The following is a 15797-nucleotide window of genomic DNA, read 5'->3' on the forward strand; positions in this document are numbered from 1 at the left end:
TTCAGCCCACATCTTTGTTGTTACTGGACCCAAAACATCATGCCAACGCCAAATTTCAAACCTTGTTTTCTTATGTTATCCCTTGGGTTTATTGCCTGGGCCCCTGTTGCTATGGCAGAAAAGGCGGAAGATATCGAACGTATCGAAGTGCTGTATCGGCAGGCCTATCGTGGTGATATTCCGGCTCAGTCTTTACCTCAGTCCATTACAGTGATCGACAAGAGCCTGTTTCAAGGTAATGCATTAACTCGTTTTCAGGATGCTTTGGATTTTTCAGCCAGCATTTCCCGGCAGAATAACGGCGGTGGCTTGTGGGATAGTTTTTCGCTGCGTGGTTTTCCTGGCAATGAAAATATGCCCTCTGGTTATTTAATTAATGGTTTTAACGGCGGTCGCGGTTTTAGTGGTCATCGCGACTTATCCAATGTGGAATATGTGGAAATTTTAAAAGGGCCAGGTTCAGCGCTTTATGGTCGCTCAGAACCCGGTGGTACTATCAATGTGGTGACCCGTAAACCACAGAAAGAGCAAGAAGGCTATCTGCAACTCTCTACAGGGCGTTTTGATCAGCATAGAGTAGAAGCTGATTACACTAATGGCGTTAGTGACAATGTGGCTGTCCGCATCAATGGCGCAGTGCAGGACTACGGTAGTTTCCGTGATCATGTCAGCAGCGAAAAGCAGGTATTTACGCCTTCTGTACGTATTGATCTGGATGATAAATCTGCCTTGTTGTACGAGTTTGAATACCAGAAGCAAGAGCAGTTATTTGACCGCGGTATAGTGGTATTAAACGGCGATTTTCATACAGTGCCACGTTCACGTTATTTAGGTGAGCCAGGCGATGGCCCTACTGAAATTGAGGCCGTTGGTCATCAGTTATCTTATGAAACCAGCCTGAGCGACGACTGGTCATTTTTAGCAGGTTTAGGCTATCGCGACTCGTCACTGAACGGTTTTTCTTCGGATGCTGAGTTAGCTGCAGCTCGTCAGTCCTTGTTTGATGATGGTAAAACCCTAACCCGGCAGCGCCGTTACCGTGATTATCAGTCTGAAGATACATCAGTACGGTTTGAGCTGAGTGGCCATCTGAATACTGCTGGTATTGTGCATCACCTGCTGATGGGCGCAGACGGCTACGACTATGATTTATATACCTTATTGTCACGTTTTCGTGGTCCAAAAGGCACCTACTCTTTAGATATCTTTAACCCTGTTTACGGTGGCACTGCGACTGCTCCGGCGCCTTTGTATGAGAATCAGGAGTCGCAACAAGCCTGGGGTATCTATCTGCAGGATCAAATGGATCTGACGCAAAACTGGAAGGTCTTAGTGGGATTGCGTTTTGATAGCTATCAGCAAGATATTCAGGAGCTGCTAAAAGCCACCCGGTCTGATAAAAAAGGCACACAGCTAAGCCCCCGCATTGGTTTGGTCTATGAAGTAAACCCGCAGTTGAGTTTTTACAGTAGCTACTCTGAAGGCTTCCTGCCATTAAGCGGTACTGATTACGCAGGTAACCCTTTTGAGCCAGAGTTAAGTGATTCCTATGAAATTGGTAGCAAATTTGTCGCAGCCGGTATCACAGGCACGCTCGCTTTCTTTGATGCGAAAAAATCTAATATTCTGACGTCAGATCCAGTCAATGTAGGTTTTGCTGCCACCTTAGGTGAAGCGACCAGTCGTGGTATTGAACTGGACTTACAAGGTCAGTTGACAGAACAACTTTCGGCTCAATTGTCTTATGCCTTTTTGGATACCCAAACTGCGACCGATATGATTAACATCGACTGGGCGGTCAATGTGCCAGCTGGCAGCCGTTTGGTGAATATTCCTAAACACAATGCCAGCCTGATGCTGACTCAGGTTCTGGCTTTGGGGTCTATTGAAAGCCGCTTGGGCTTGCGGGTCAATCATGTGGCGAAACGATTAGGTGATTCAGTCGACAGTAGTTACATGCTGCCGTCTCATACTCTATTTGGCCTGTCATGGGCTGCTGATCTGGATCAGAACTGGAAAGCCCAGCTGAATGTCGATAACCTGTTTGATAAATTCTACATCCATAACTCCTATTCGGCGCTGTGGACTGTGCCAGGCGAGCCTCGTTCGTACAAAGTGAGTCTGACCTATGCATTCTAACCCCGTCGTACTTGAGGCCGTAGCTTCGTTGACCGCGAGCTCTCGCCCCAGTCACATAGGACTTCTATGCTCCTGGGGGCTCACACTCTTGTCGCCTCGCCACAACGTCAATTACTTAGGGGTTGGGAAATGATTATCCGCAGTCGCATCGACAGCATCGATATGATGCGTGGTCTGGTGATGTTGATTATGTTGCTGGACCATGTGCGGGAGCGGTTTTTTTATCACCTGCAGGTGTCGGATCCTATGGATCTTGATATTACGTCTGTAGGCCTGTTTTTCAGCCGTTTTGCTGCGCATTTATGTGCGCCGGTATTTGTGTTTTTAACTGGTTTATCGGCTTGGTTGTATGCCAATCCGGCTAATGGCCCAGCGCGTTCCCCGCGTAGCTTTTTGCTAAAAAGGGGGCTGTTCCTGATAGCATTGGAATGGATAGTGTTGCCCCTTGCCTGGATGGGAAACTATGACACCATTTGGTTGCAGGTGATTTGGGCCATTGGCGTGAGTATGGTGGTGCTGGCGCTGGTGAATCAGTGGCCAAAAGCTGTGTTGGCTGTGCTGGGTTTTGCCATAGTCTTTGGGCACAACCTGCTGACGCCTATCAATTTCCAGCCGGATGAATGGGGTTATACACTCTGGACCATTTTGCACGACCGCAATTATCTGGTGAGCGAAGGCGCTATTAAAATTAGGGCCAGTTATCCGGTATTACCCTGGATAGGCGTGATTGTTCTGGGGTATCTGACGGGGCCTTTATACAGTAAAACTCTGTCTGCAGAACGTCGCGGCACTTTATTGTTGCAGATAGGAGCCAGCTGTTTAGTGCTGTTCGTGCTGCTGCGCGGTTTTAACATCTATGGTGAACCCCTGGATTGGCAGTTGTATCCAGACTTTATCACCAGCCTGATGTCACTATTAAATCTGACCAAGTATCCACCTTCGTTAAATTTTTTGCTGGTGACTTTAGGGCTGATGTTTTTATTGCTCTTTGCTCTGGAAAAACAACAAGGTAAGTGGAGCCAAGTACTGGTGAACTTTGGTTCTGCTCCTATGTTTTTCTACATACTGCATTTGTATGTATTGCTGGCGCTGCACTGGGGTTTATTAACGCTGTTTGGCGCGAATCAGGGAGACAGGTTTGGCATGGAGCATATGGGCTGGATCTGGCTGACCACTGTGCTGTTAGCTGCAGCTTTGTATTACCCAACTAAGCAGTTCTCTTTGTATAAAAAACGCAGCCAACAGGCCTGGATTCGTTATTTATAGAGAAGTTAGTTGTAACTCAGGATAAAGCAGCTGCTGTGGTTTGGCCTTGGCCAGCCGCAGCAGCTTGCCACTGTTGCATTTCATATAAACGTGACTCACAACGGGCAAAAGCAAACTCCAGCTGTTTCGCCTGATACAAGTCTGAAATAGCCACAGCTGAGGTCAGCAGTAACAAGCAGCCTCTGTCATAACATTCATCCACCAAGGCAATAAAACGCCGGGCTTCGTTGTCTAGCTTACTAATATAAATATCCTGATGCTCACGCTGATAGCTGTCTTCCACACCATGCAAATTAGCAGTGTCCGACACAGCGCTGAATTGCGGTACATCAAACACTGCTATGGCTTGGTAACGGCTTGCCAGCTGCATATAATCCAGCTGACTGCGTGGTCCGGAGCAGAGCGCCATAAAATCAAAGCCGATGATCTGTTCGTTACTCCATAAGGCCGGAAAACTTCGCCCTAAGAGTTCAAAGTGGGGCAGAGGCTGCACTTCACCAAAGAGTTGCTGCGCCTGCTGTTTTAGCTCTGCTGCAGTACCAGCTTGCTGGTAATACCGCATCGGGCTTTGCTTTAAGCGGCGGTAATCTATGCCGTTATCCAGCGTTACAACCTTGCAATGCTGGCGCAGTAAATCAATAGTGGGCAAAAAACGCTGACGTTGCAGGCCGTTTTTATACAGCTCTTCCGGTGCTGCATTGGAGGTGGTGACCAGCACTACTCCGCTTTGAAACAAGTAACGCCATAAGGTGCCCAGTAACATAGCGTCGCCTATGTCGTTGACAAAGAACTCGTCAAAACACAGCACTTTGTATTGTTGCGCCCAGTCTCTGGCGATTTGCAATAAAGGATCGGCTTCGCCCTGATGCAGCTTGAGTTCCTGGTGCACCCGCGCCATAAAATGATGAAAATGCAGTCTGATTTTGCCATCCACAGCCAACTGCTGGTAAAACAAATCCATCAGCATAGTTTTGCCACGACCTACGGGGCCATACAGATACAAGCCCAAAGTTGGCATGCCACAAACCAATTGATCTGCAATTTGCTGCAACGCCACTATCGCCTGATATTGAGGCTCGTCATATAACAACAGGCCCTGCTGGACCTTTTGCTGATAAAGCGAGGTTAAAGAGTCAGAACTCAATCTGTAGGTCCAGCCGGTACATAACGTTTTAACCAACTGGTGAATTCGTTAAACCAGAAAATGGAGTTATTGGGTTTTAAAATCCAGTGGTTTTCATTGGGGAAATACACCAAACGCGCATCTAAACCTTTGCCTTTATAGACGCCATAAATCTCCAGCCCCTGAGTCACTGGCACTCGATAATCCTGCTCACCATGCATAATAAGCATAGGGGTGACAAACTTATCGGCAAACATGGCCGGGCTCCACTGCAGCATAGTGTCCAGTCCACTCCAGGGCGCGCCGCCATAAGCATGCACCCGGTGTGAGGTACCATCTGAAGCAAACTGGCCCATCAAGTTATACACACCGGCATGGTTAATCAGCGCTTTGTACCTGTCGGTATGACCTGCAATCCAGCTCACCAGATAACCACCATAGCTGCCGCCTGCTGCAGCTAAACGAGTCGCGTCGATAAAACCACGCGAAAGCATATAATCCACAGCGGCTTCACTGTCCATAAAAGGTTTAAGCGGGTGTTCGCCATGAATAGACTCCGCAAAAGCCTGACCAAAGCTGGTAGAACCGTGGAAGTTCGGTTGGATCACCACATAGCCAGCGGCAGCAAATACCTGAGAGTTCCAGCGGTAACTGAAGCTGTCTCCTGAGTAACTGTGTGGGCCACCATGTAATACATTCAGCAAAGGCCATTTTTTACTGGCATCAAAGTTAGGCGGATAAGTAATGTAGGCCTGCACCATTTTGCCATCGGCTCCGGCAAAACTGATATCTTCGGTTTTACCCCAATGGATGCTTTGCTGCAGTTCCTGATTTAACCGGCTGAGCTGTTTTAAAGTGCGGCCTTTATTGTCCAGACTATAGACTTCCGGCATCTGGTTCATGCTGTGTTGCACCATGTACAGTTGCTGCTGTTGACCCACTTGCAGCTGGCTGATATCGGCCTGACGCAACAGTTGTTGCACCTGACCACCAGCCAGCGGCATGCTGTACAGTGCAGACTTTGCTTTGTCCGCAGCGCGGAAATACAAAGTGCCGTTTGGACCAAATTCCCAATCATCCGCTGAAATATCCCAGTCTTTGGTTAAATTGGTTTTTTGCCCCGGTTTAAAATCAAAACGGATCAGCTGGTTATTATCTGCGGTAAAAAAGGTACTGCGCTGGGCGCCATACACCAGACTTTTACCGTCCGGGCTGAATTTAGGGTTGTTATCACTGGCAGGGTTATCTGCTGTGATATTAACAAACTCACCTGAGCCGTCGGTTTTCACAATTAAAATATCGTGATTAATCTGATCAAAAGGCGGCGCACTGGTAACAGCGCTGACGGCAATCTGACGACCATCCATCGAAATATCAAACTCTGCGTCGCCATTTAAGCTAAACCAGCGATCCCAGCCTGGGGTTAAATCGGCAATTTCACCTGTGTGAATATTGATACTAAATAAATGCGGATAACTGTCGTCGGTTAACCAGCGATCCCAGTGCCGGTAGACTCTGTTTTCCGTCACTTTTGCTGTCACTTTATTGTCTTTTCGTTGTTTCAGTTGTTCGGCTAAAGCAACAAAATCGCCATTAAAGCCTTTAGGCACACTGGCCAGAAACAAAATACGCTGGCCATCAGGAAACCATTGTGGCTGCTGAACTGCGACAGGTAATTTAGTTAAGGCTTTGGCTTCCCCGCCAGTTAAAGGCAATAAAAACAGCTGATTATGTTCATTGCCGCGTTTGGATAAAAACACCAGTTGACGACCGTCCGGGCTCCAGGCTGGCGCACTGTCCGAATCCGGATGTTGGGTTAAGGCGGTCAGTTGCTGGGTACGAAGATCCAGAATATGAGTATCGGCATCGCCTTTATCTGTCGTTAAGTCATAACGGGTGACAGTCAGTGCCAGTTGCTGACCATTGGGGGATAAAGTTAAAGCTCCTGGCCTTTCAACTTGCCATAAATGCTTGGCTGTCAGAGGTTCCAACGACAAGGTTTGAAAGGGCAGAAGAAAAAATGCGGTGAATAACAGTGGAATTTTTTTCATCTTTAATAAGCTTTTCGGTTGGGGTAAACAGCATAACGTTAAAGCCAGGGCTTATAAAGTCTGAGTTTTGGGCTTATCTCTCATTTTCAACTTTTTAAAAAGGTTCAAAATTTGTATCCCATAAGAAAAAATAGCCTTGTAACAGGATGTTTCTGATGTTAAAACAACTTTAGTGTGAAAAAGACTTCACACATGATAATAATTAATCCAGGTGAACATAAATGAAAAATAACAATGTTTTTAGCAGAACTATTACAGCTTTGGCTGTAGCTGCTTCTTTAGGTTCTATCACTCCTGCCATGGCGCAGGATGCTTCTCGCGGAACTCTGGTCGGTCAGGCTCAAGATCAAAATGGTCAGGTCGTCAGCGATGTTGAAATTACCATAGTAAACTTAGAAACAGGTTTAACACGTACAGTGTCCTCAAGCGGCAACGGTAGCTACCGTTTCCCGCTGTTACCACCAGGCGCCTATTCACTCAAAGCGACAAAAAATGGTTTTGGTGTATTAGCGGAAGAAAAAGTCAATGTGCGTGTTGGTGGTAATACCAACATGAATCTGGTGATGCCACCTGAAGGTAATATCGAATCGATCCAAGTACGTGGTTCGAGCATTGCTACTATTGATACTTTATCCTCAGAAGCTGAAATTGTAGTGAACACCGAGTTTTTAAGCCGTATTCCTGTGCCTCGTGACCTTGCTTCTGTTGCATTATTAGCTCCTGGCACTACTAAAGGTGATTCTGACTTTGGTAACCATGCTTCTTTTGGTGGCGCATCTGTCGGTGAAAATGCTTACTACGTAAACGGTTTAAACGTGACTAACTTCCGTAATGGTCTGGGTGGTTCTGAATTGCCATTTGAGATGTACGAAAGTTTTGAAGTCAAAACTGGTGGTTATTCAGCAGAATTCGGCCGCTCCACCGGTGGTGTGATCAATGCTCGTACTAAGTCAGGTTCCAATGAATTCAAAGGTGGCGCCAGCGCTTATTTCGAACCTTCCTCGCTGCGCGCAAGTAGCCCTGATGTTATTTTGACCGATGCTGCAGCTATTGCTGAGAATGGTACACCATTTTATGAAACTAATAGCAGAAACAAAGTGGGTGAAAACAACTACAACTTATGGGCAAGTGGCGCTCTGATCGAAGATAAGTTGTTCTTTTTTGGTTTAGTGAACTATAAAGATCGTGTAAGCGACCTCTCTACAGCCACTCTGACCTATGACCGCGACGTTGGTGATACTTTGTATGCCGGTAAAATTGACTGGTATATTACTCAGAACCATATTCTGGAATTTACAGGCTGGGACAACTCCAACGACCTGAATGTTAGCAAGTATGCTTATAACTTTGGTACTGACCAACGTGGTGATTTGTTTGGTGACTACATTCAGAAGGAAGGTGGCAGATCTTACGCCGCCCAGTACACTGGTATTCTATCAGACGAATTAACCATTAGTGCTTTATACGGTGTGAACAAGGCCACATACAGTGACGTCAACGCTGGTGATTCTGTAGTGGGTGCAACTGACTTAACGTCAGGTATTCAGTTAACTCAATATGGTTTAGCCACAGACTCCGAAATGAACGACGAGCGTAAAGCTTATCGTTTTGACGTAGACTGGTTTGTGCATGAAGATCATACTTTACGTTTTGGTATTGACTACGAAAATCTGACAGCTGAAGAAGACACGTACCGTGTAGGTAGTGGTTCACTTTACCAATATATAGCTTGTGCAAACCGTGAAGCTATTGCTCAACGTGATCTGAAAAATGCACAGTGTGCCCGAGTGCGTTTTAATACTTATCGCAATGCAGGTTCATTCGAAACCAAATCCAATGCTTATTATATTCAGGATACCTGGAGTGTTACAGACCAACTGACTGCTCGTATCGGCTTACGGAACGAAGGTTTTGAAAACTACAACAAAGCTGGTGAAAAATTTGTTGATATTCAGGACCAATGGGCACCTCGCCTAGGTTTAGCTTATGACCTGAAAGGTGATGGCGAATCGAAAGTATTTGCTAACTATGGTCGTTATTTCCTGCCCGTAGCTACTAATACCAATATCCGTTTAGCTGGTGATGAGTTATACACTTTAACAACCTATAACCTGTTAGGTGTGAATGATGATTTCTCGCCTGTTGTTGATTTAGCAAACCCTATTAGCAGAACCACTTATTCAAACGGTCAATTAAAAGGCACTGGCGAGACGGTCAACGCTGATATAGATCCAATGTATCAGGATGAGTTTATCCTGGGCTTTGAAACTATGTTGGATGACAGCTGGTCTTTTGGCGTGAAAGGTAGTTACCGCGATCTGAAAAGTTCGCTGGAAGACGTTGCTATAGATTATGGCTTTAATAAGTATGTAGAACAGGAATTTGGTTCAAGCTGTACTCTGTGTTCTGGTTTCCATTACTACGTATTGACCAATCCAGGTCAAGATGTAACCATCACCACAGATCCGGATGGTGATGACGGTGATTTACCGTTTCAGCAATACACTATCCCAGGTAATTTACTGGGTTATCCAGAGGCTACACGTAAAACTGCCGCAATAGACTTCAACATCAGCCGGGCTTTTGACCAAGTCTGGATGTTAGACGCAACTTATACCTGGGCTCATAGCTGGGGTAACAGTGAAGGTTTCGTCCGCTCTGATAACGACCAGGATGACGCGGGTTTAACCACCAACTTCGACCAACCAGGTCTGGTTGATGGTGCCAGCGGTAATCTGCCAAACGATCGTCGTCATATGGTGAAAGTACAGGCCTCTTATGCGCTGACTGAAGATTTCAACATAGGTGCAAACTTCCGTTGGGAGTCAGGTCGTCCGCGTAACTCATTTGGTTTCCACCCTACTGATGCTTTCGCCACTTTATACGAAGCAGAGTCTTTTGTTAAAGATGGCCAGTTAGTATCACGTGGTTCAGAAGGCCGCACGCCAAGCACCTGGAATTTGGATCTGACAGCAACTTACGCTATGGACTTTAACGGTACTGACGTTATTTTCCGTGCTGACGTGTTCAACCTGTTTAATAACCTGAAAGCAACTCAGGTGAATGAAATTAACGAAATTTACTTAGAAGACGATTTGGATGAAGATAGCCCAACTTATGGCGGCTATTTAGGTACGGCAAGCGCATTATATGGCTTACCAACCTCGTTCCAAACGCCTCGTTATGTTCGTTTGAGTGCAGAAATTAAGTTCTAATCAGCGAAGCTGATGAACTTGTGGTAAAGATGTAAGCCGGAGCCAACCCGCTCCGGCTTTTTTTTTGGAAGTAAAACCCTTGACTAAAGATTACCAGCTACAAGATGTGATGAACGCTATCAAAGCCGGACACCGCACTGAAGCGGAAGCTGTGCTAGCTCATTTGATTGAATCAGGTGCAACCAAAGAGCAAGACTGGTTACTGGTCGCCGCAACAGCTCTGAGTATTGGTGAAATCCAGGCATCTTTAGAGGCCTTGAAGTTGTTCAGAAAACGTAAAGAGATGGACTTAAATCAGCTGATCCAATGTGCTGGTTTATATGCTGAAGCAGGACAATTTGAAAAAGCGCTTGCATTAGTTCAACCTCAGGCCGACAAAAAGCTACCTTACCCTGCCATTTATCATTTGCTTGGCACTGTCAAAGCTCAATTGGGGTTGTTGCTTGAAGCAAAACAGGATTTAGGAAAAGCATTAAGTCTCAGCCCACATTTAGGTATTACCTGGTTCACCTTAGCCAGTCTGGTTGATTTTTCGAAAAATCCTACTTTGTTTGAGCAACTACGGCACCTGTATCAGCAGCATGCGATTGCAAAGGGGGAGGATAGTCGACACTTGCATTTCACTATGGCGAAAGCTTATGACGACTGTGGGCAATGGGAGCTTGCATGGCAAAGTTATCAAAAAGGCGCTGAACAGATTGCCCCTTTAAGTCGCTACAATCCAGCTGAACATAAGGCATTTACGCAGAATCTGATCCAGCAATATTCTGCGGAAGTACAAAACAAATTACCGAAAAATAATGCAGCGGGTTTTTCACCTATTGCAATTTTGGGCCTGCCACGAAGCGGCACCACATTATTGGGGCAGATGCTGAGTTGCAACAGTCAGGTTGATGGCGTAGCTGAGTTGAACGCCATGGCTATCGCCTGTATGCATTTAAAGCGCGAGCAACTGAGTAAGTTCCCAGACTTTATTCGTCAGCATGGGGACCCTCAGGCAGGCACAGAGCACATCGCTGCTGTTTATCAGCGGGTTTCGCGTCAGCGCATCCCGGGGCGAAACCGTATCGTCGATAAGGCCCTCAACCTGACGCAATATTTTGGTATCTGGGCACAGATTTTTCCTGCAGCCAAAGCTGTGTTTGTCCATAGAAATGATGAAGACATAGCCTGGTCTTGTTTTAAAACTAATTTTCGTAATCAGGCTGACTGGAGTTGGTCGCCCGAAAGCATAGCCGACTACATGTTGAATGAACGGGCCTTAATAGCTCACTGGAAGAGGTTGCATCCAGAGAAAATTTTACAAGTGGAATACGCAGAATTAGTCCGCAATCCCGAACCACAGTTGCAACTGATTTGTCAGCATCTCAACTTGCAATACGAGCCCGCGATGTTGCAGTTTTACCAGAGTAAAGCGCCTGTTCTTACCTCGAGTTTAGGGCAAGTGCACCAGCCTTTATTTCAGCGAAACTTTGATGTTGCTGAACGCTATCCTGAGTTTATCCAAAGTTGGAAGGCTAGATTCGAAGACTAATTTTTTGCGTTGCTGCCGTAAGCTCTCAGGTTGATTAGCCTTGGAATGCTTGGGCCTGAGCGCCCATAAGTACCATAGCAAGGCTGTGAACCTGCATTTATCAAGCCTGATGTTGCTGTAAAACCCTTTGCAGTAGCTCCGTTTTCGTGGCGCTATGTCAGCTTGCAGCTGACATCAGGTTTTTAACTTCTGGTAAAAAGTCAGGCTGCGGCTTCTTTGTTTTCACTGCTCAAGTTACAGCTAAGCCTGACACTTTTTAACTTGCCACAGATTATTTTAATTTAGTACTTGCCATAAACTATTACAGGTGTAATAGTTTATGTATTACGTTTGTAATCGATGGGCAATCTGCAATGAAAGATATCAGTCAGGCTGAGCTTGAAGTGCTCAAAGTGTTGTGGCAGCAATCGCCTGCGACAGCCAATCAGGTGGTGGAAGCTTTGGCTGACGCCAGTCAGTGGCATGAAAAAACCGTTAAAACACTACTGAACCGTTTGGTGACTAAAGGAGCTGTGTCTTTTGAAAAAGACGGCAGGGCCTATTTATACAGCCCTGTATTGCAACAAAGCGATTATCAGTTAAAAGAAAGCCAGAGCTTTATTCAGCGGGTTTTTTCAGGCCGTATTGCGCCTTTGGTCGCAGGTTTTGCGCAACATGACAAACTGGCAGAGCAAGATATAGCTGAGCTGAAACAGTTGATTGCCCGCTGGGAGCAGGAGAATAAAAATGATTAGTCTGCTGCTGGAATTACTGTTACCGCTTGCGTTGATGCTACTGACATTGCTGGTGCTTCGACCTTATTTATTAACGCGGCTTGGTGCGCTCACCTCATACGCCTTGTGGAGTCTGGTGCCTTTATTGCTGCTGTGTTTTGTGCTGCCGTTGCAGTTAAGCAGTAACTCCACTTCGACAGTTATGCAGGTGTATCAGGTGGGTTTACAGCAGGCAGAACAGCAGTTCAGTCGCAGTTTTTTATTGCTGTGGTTGTGGCTCTCTGGTGTTTTGCTGTTTGCCGCACTAATGCTGCGTAGCCAATTGCAGCTTCATAAAGAAAAAGCCGCCGCCAAATCTGTTGATCTCGATTCGGCAGCGCTGGTGTCCGATTTGCCGTGTTTGTTAAGTCACAAAGCGCAGGGACCTTACATCAGCGGGCTGTTTAAAGCCGAAATTCTGTTACCAACCGACTTTTTCCAGCGTTTTTCGCCCACTCAACAGCAACTGATTATTCAGCATGAACTCACACACTGGCGTCGTGGTGATTTGTTTTGCAATCTGCTGGCACTGACTTTGTTGATGTTGTTCTGGTTTAACCCTTTGTGCTGGTTGGCCTACCGCGCCTACCGTCAGGATCAGGAATTAGCTTGTGATGCGCTGGTGTTAGCTAATGCATCCAAAGCCGACAAAATTGCTTATGGTAAAGCTTTACTAAGCAACTCAGAGCCAACGCCAGTCAGCTGGCAAGGGCTTATTACTCACTACGGAGATATGAAACAGATGAAACAACGTTTACAGCAATTACAAAGTCAGCAGGGTTTTAGCAAAAATACGCTGATAGCAGCGGTAGCAGCCGTTTTAGTGGCGGGCCTTTGGTTGCAACAACCTGCGCAGGCAGCTGGTGTTACAAATGCTAAGGGCGAACCAGCTCCTGTCATGCGGGTTGAGCCTAAGTATCCAATTCAGGCCGCCGAACAAAAAATTGAAGGTTATGTGGATGCTAAGTTTGATGTGTCAGCAGAAGGTAAAGTCAGCAACGTGCGTATTGTAAGTTCAGTACCTGAAGCGACCTTTGACAAAGTCAGTATCACAGCTTTGGAACAATGGCAGTATGCAGCCACAGGCCAGGAGCATAAAGATATGTTGGTGAGGCTGGAGTTTGCTATGGACTTACTCGATGCCAACGTGGAAAGAGTGGGCGTGATACCTACAGCAAAACACTAATGAAGCTGCAGTTTTAGTCTAAATCGCAAAGGGGCCACTGGCTCTTTTGCCATTTGGATTGAGAGCCGAAGAGTGACTTGAATAAGCACAAGCTGATCCATCTAAAATGCGATAAGTCAGATCTATATCAACTAACAAAACAAAAATACAAGCGTATAATTGCGTTCCGATTAGTTTCCTCTTCGTTACTAAGGAATTACCAGATGTCTGATTTAATTAGCAAACTAGAGTGGCGTTATGCCACTAAAAAATTCGATCCCAGCCAGGTTGTTTCACAGGATAAAATCGACTTTATTCTGGAAGCTATCCGCTTAAGCGCTACCTCCAGTGGTTTACAGCCTTATGAAGTACTGGTGATCACCAATAAAGCGGTGCGTGAACAAATTAGGCCTCATGCCTGGAATCAGGGCCAAATCACCGACAGCTCACATTTACTGGTGTTTGCGGCATGGGACAATTACACAGCTGAGCGCATTAATCAGATGTTTGATTTAACCAACGAAATTCGTGGTTTTAAAAACGAAGGCTGGGAAAATTACCGCGCTATGCTGCTCAGTACTTACCCGCAGCGTGACGCTGAAACCAACTATCAGCATGCGGCCCGTCAGGCGTACATTGGTTTAGGTTCAGCTTTAATTGCTGCTGCCGAACTGAAAGTAGACAGCACGCCTATGGAAGGTTTTGACCCGGTGAAAGTGGATGAAATCCTTGGCTTAAAAGAAAAAGGCTTACGTTCTGTGTTGTTATTGCCTTTAGGCTACCGCGCCGATGAAGGCGACTGGCTGGTGGATTTGAAAAAAGTCCGTCGTAGCCGCGAGCAGTTTGTCACTGAAATTAATTAATGCTTTGGAAAAGTTAGAGAAGGCCTTGGGTGGCCTTCTCTGTTTTTACTCCTGAAATCCTGTTGTTTGTTTTGCCTCTCTGACCTTCATGTCAACGTTCTGTCATATCCATCAGTTATGGTTTGCCGCTTAGTGAAAAGGTGGGGGCTTTATGTCTATAGTTGAAAAGCCGGAGCAGGATGTGCATCAGGCGCTGAAAAATGCTGCGCCTCTGGCACGTTATCTGGAGCGTAATGCCAGTAGTGCAGACGCCGCCGATATTTTTCAGGAGTCTATTGCCCGTGTGCTGGAGCAGGCAAAACAACGGCCTATACTGAATCCTCTGGCTTATGCTTTTACTGTAGCCCGTCATATGCTGATGCGATTAAAACCAGCTGCAGCAGAAGAGCCAGATGAAGTGGTATGCCAAAGTGCCAATCCGGAAGAACTGGCCAGCATGCAGCAAACTGTGGATCTATTTAGTCAGGCTTTGGCCGCTATGCCCTCCTTAAGGCGGCAAGTCTTTGTGCTGTACCGGATGGAAGGTAAAAGCCGCAGCAATATTGCCGCTTTACTACAGATCAGTGAGGATGCAGTATCTAAGCATGTCAGCAGGGCGCTGGCAGATATTCAGCGTCTGATCGATCAGCGCAATCTTTTATAAATACTGCTTTATAAACCAGGTTTTGTGAGTCCTATTTTGAGTGAACAAGAAAAGTTGAATGCAAAAGAACAGGCAGAGCAGGACTTGTATCTGCAAGCCGCCAGTTGGGTGGAAAAACTCGCCAGTGGTGAGCTGGACAGCCTGAGCAAAAGGCGGTTCAGTAATTGGCTGGAGGCAGATGCCAGACATCCTGTGCTGCTGCAGTCTATGGTTCAAACCTGGCAGGACCCGGCTTTAACCAAAGCTCTGGCGGCCTATCAGCCTTCGCCATTAAAACGCGTTTTGCCTCAATGGCCAAAATTACGGATGACAGCTGTTGCTATGGCGTTCAGTTCAGTGCTGCTGATGCTGTTCTACTTTGGCAATAGCCACTTCTTTGCACCCGCCGCCCCTTACGAGTTAAAAACAGCTCAGGCCGATAGCATGCAACAAGCTCTGGATGATGGTTCAGTGGTGGATGTAGCGCCAGATAGTCAGCTGACGGTATTTTTTACCCCAGATAAACGCCAGGTGCTGCAAGGCCAGGGCGCAGCTTATTTTGCTGTGGCCAAAGATAAACAACGGCCTTTTGAAGTACGGCTGGATCAAGCCAGCGTGGTGGCTGTAGGCACCGAATTTAATATTGACCGAGACCCGGATCTGATTGATATCACAGTGTACGAAGGTGCTGTGCAGGTGCAAGCTACTGCGGCAGGTCCAAGTGTGCTGCTAAAAAGTGGCGAGCGAATTCGTATTCAGCAGCATCAATTATCAGCGGTGCAAAAAGTGGATTTGCAGCAGTTAGTCGACTGGCGTTCTGGCTGGATTGAAATTGAAAACGAAACCTTGGCCTATTTGCTGCACCGGCTAAATCGTTCCGCTTTGGTGCCTGTCAGCGCCAGTGCTGAGGTCGCAGATTTACGGGTAGCAGGCCGTTTTGAACTGGCCAATACCCAACAAACTCTGCAGGCATTGAGCGAAGCTTATGGTTTAAAGCTAGAACAAAACAGCAGTGGCATCCGGCTCAGCCGAACGCCCTCTCTACTTCAGTAAGAATGGGGCGGGTT

The 15797-nt window shown here is 46.5% G+C and carries 11 protein-coding genes; 9 read left to right on the forward strand and 2 right to left on the reverse strand.

The window, feature by feature from the left end; translation table 11 throughout:
• Positions 1-72 precede the first annotated feature (72 nt).
• Together EMM73_RS03140 and EMM73_RS03145 are read left to right on the forward strand one after the other, a co-directional pair.
• Entirely contained in the window at positions 73-2139 is a 2067-nt protein-coding gene (locus EMM73_RS03140; protein ID WP_261373311.1) for a TonB-dependent siderophore receptor, read from the forward strand.
• A gap of 129 nt (positions 2140-2268) precedes the next feature.
• Positions 2269-3405, forward strand: coding sequence for a DUF1624 domain-containing protein (locus EMM73_RS03145; protein ID WP_127684998.1), 1137 nt, complete (start codon positions 2269-2271; stop codon positions 3403-3405).
• A 16-nt stretch (positions 3406-3421) separates the two neighbouring features.
• On the opposite strand, the gene zapE is transcribed toward EMM73_RS03145, so the two are convergent.
• Positions 3422-4549 (reverse strand): cell division protein ZapE, encoded by a 1128-nt coding sequence (gene zapE / locus EMM73_RS03150; protein ID WP_127684999.1) that lies wholly within the window; start codon positions 4547-4549, stop codon positions 3422-3424.
• Positions 4546-6579 carry a S9 family peptidase gene (locus EMM73_RS03155; RefSeq protein WP_127685000.1) on the reverse strand — a complete coding sequence of 678 codons (2034 nt, stop codon included), beginning with the start codon at positions 6577-6579 and terminating at the stop codon, positions 4546-4548. Before EMM73_RS03155 ends, zapE begins: the two co-directional genes overlap by 4 nt.
• A 221-nt stretch (positions 6580-6800) precedes the next feature.
• Here EMM73_RS03155 and EMM73_RS03160 point away from each other — a divergent pair, with 221 nt between their 5' ends.
• From EMM73_RS03160 to EMM73_RS03190, 7 genes are all read left to right on the forward strand, one after another.
• The gene (locus EMM73_RS03160) at positions 6801-9794 is read left to right on the forward strand and encodes a TonB-dependent receptor (RefSeq protein ID WP_127685001.1); all 2994 of its coding nucleotides are present in this window, start codon (positions 6801-6803) and stop codon (positions 9792-9794) included.
• A gap of 79 nt (positions 9795-9873) precedes the next feature.
• Positions 9874-11328 carry a tetratricopeptide repeat-containing sulfotransferase family protein gene (locus EMM73_RS03165; protein WP_127685002.1) on the forward strand — a complete coding sequence of 485 codons (1455 nt, stop codon included), beginning with the start codon at positions 9874-9876 and terminating at the stop codon, positions 11326-11328.
• Between the two features lie 353 nt (positions 11329-11681).
• Positions 11682-12062, forward strand: a complete 381-nt coding sequence (locus tag EMM73_RS03170; RefSeq protein WP_008899917.1) for a BlaI/MecI/CopY family transcriptional regulator — start codon at positions 11682-11684, stop codon at positions 12060-12062.
• On the forward strand, positions 12055-13266 hold the full coding sequence (locus EMM73_RS03175; RefSeq protein WP_127685003.1) for a M56 family metallopeptidase: 1212 nt from the start codon (positions 12055-12057) through the stop codon (positions 13264-13266). The genes EMM73_RS03170 and EMM73_RS03175 overlap by 8 nt, the downstream gene beginning before the upstream one ends.
• A gap of 203 nt (positions 13267-13469) precedes the next feature.
• Positions 13470-14108, forward strand: coding sequence for an NAD(P)H-dependent oxidoreductase (locus tag EMM73_RS03180; protein WP_127685004.1), 639 nt, complete (start codon positions 13470-13472; stop codon positions 14106-14108).
• 151 nt (positions 14109-14259) lie between these two features.
• Positions 14260-14751, forward strand: coding sequence for an RNA polymerase sigma factor (locus tag EMM73_RS03185; protein WP_127685005.1), 492 nt, complete (start codon positions 14260-14262; stop codon positions 14749-14751).
• Positions 14752-14787: 36 nt separating this feature from the next.
• Positions 14788-15783, forward strand: a complete 996-nt coding sequence (locus EMM73_RS03190; protein ID WP_127685006.1) for a FecR family protein — start codon at positions 14788-14790, stop codon at positions 15781-15783.
• Positions 15784-15797 lie beyond the last annotated feature (14 nt).

Source organism: Rheinheimera sediminis (assembly GCF_004005375.1).
Classification (GTDB): Bacteria; Pseudomonadota; Gammaproteobacteria; order Enterobacterales; family Alteromonadaceae; genus Pararheinheimera.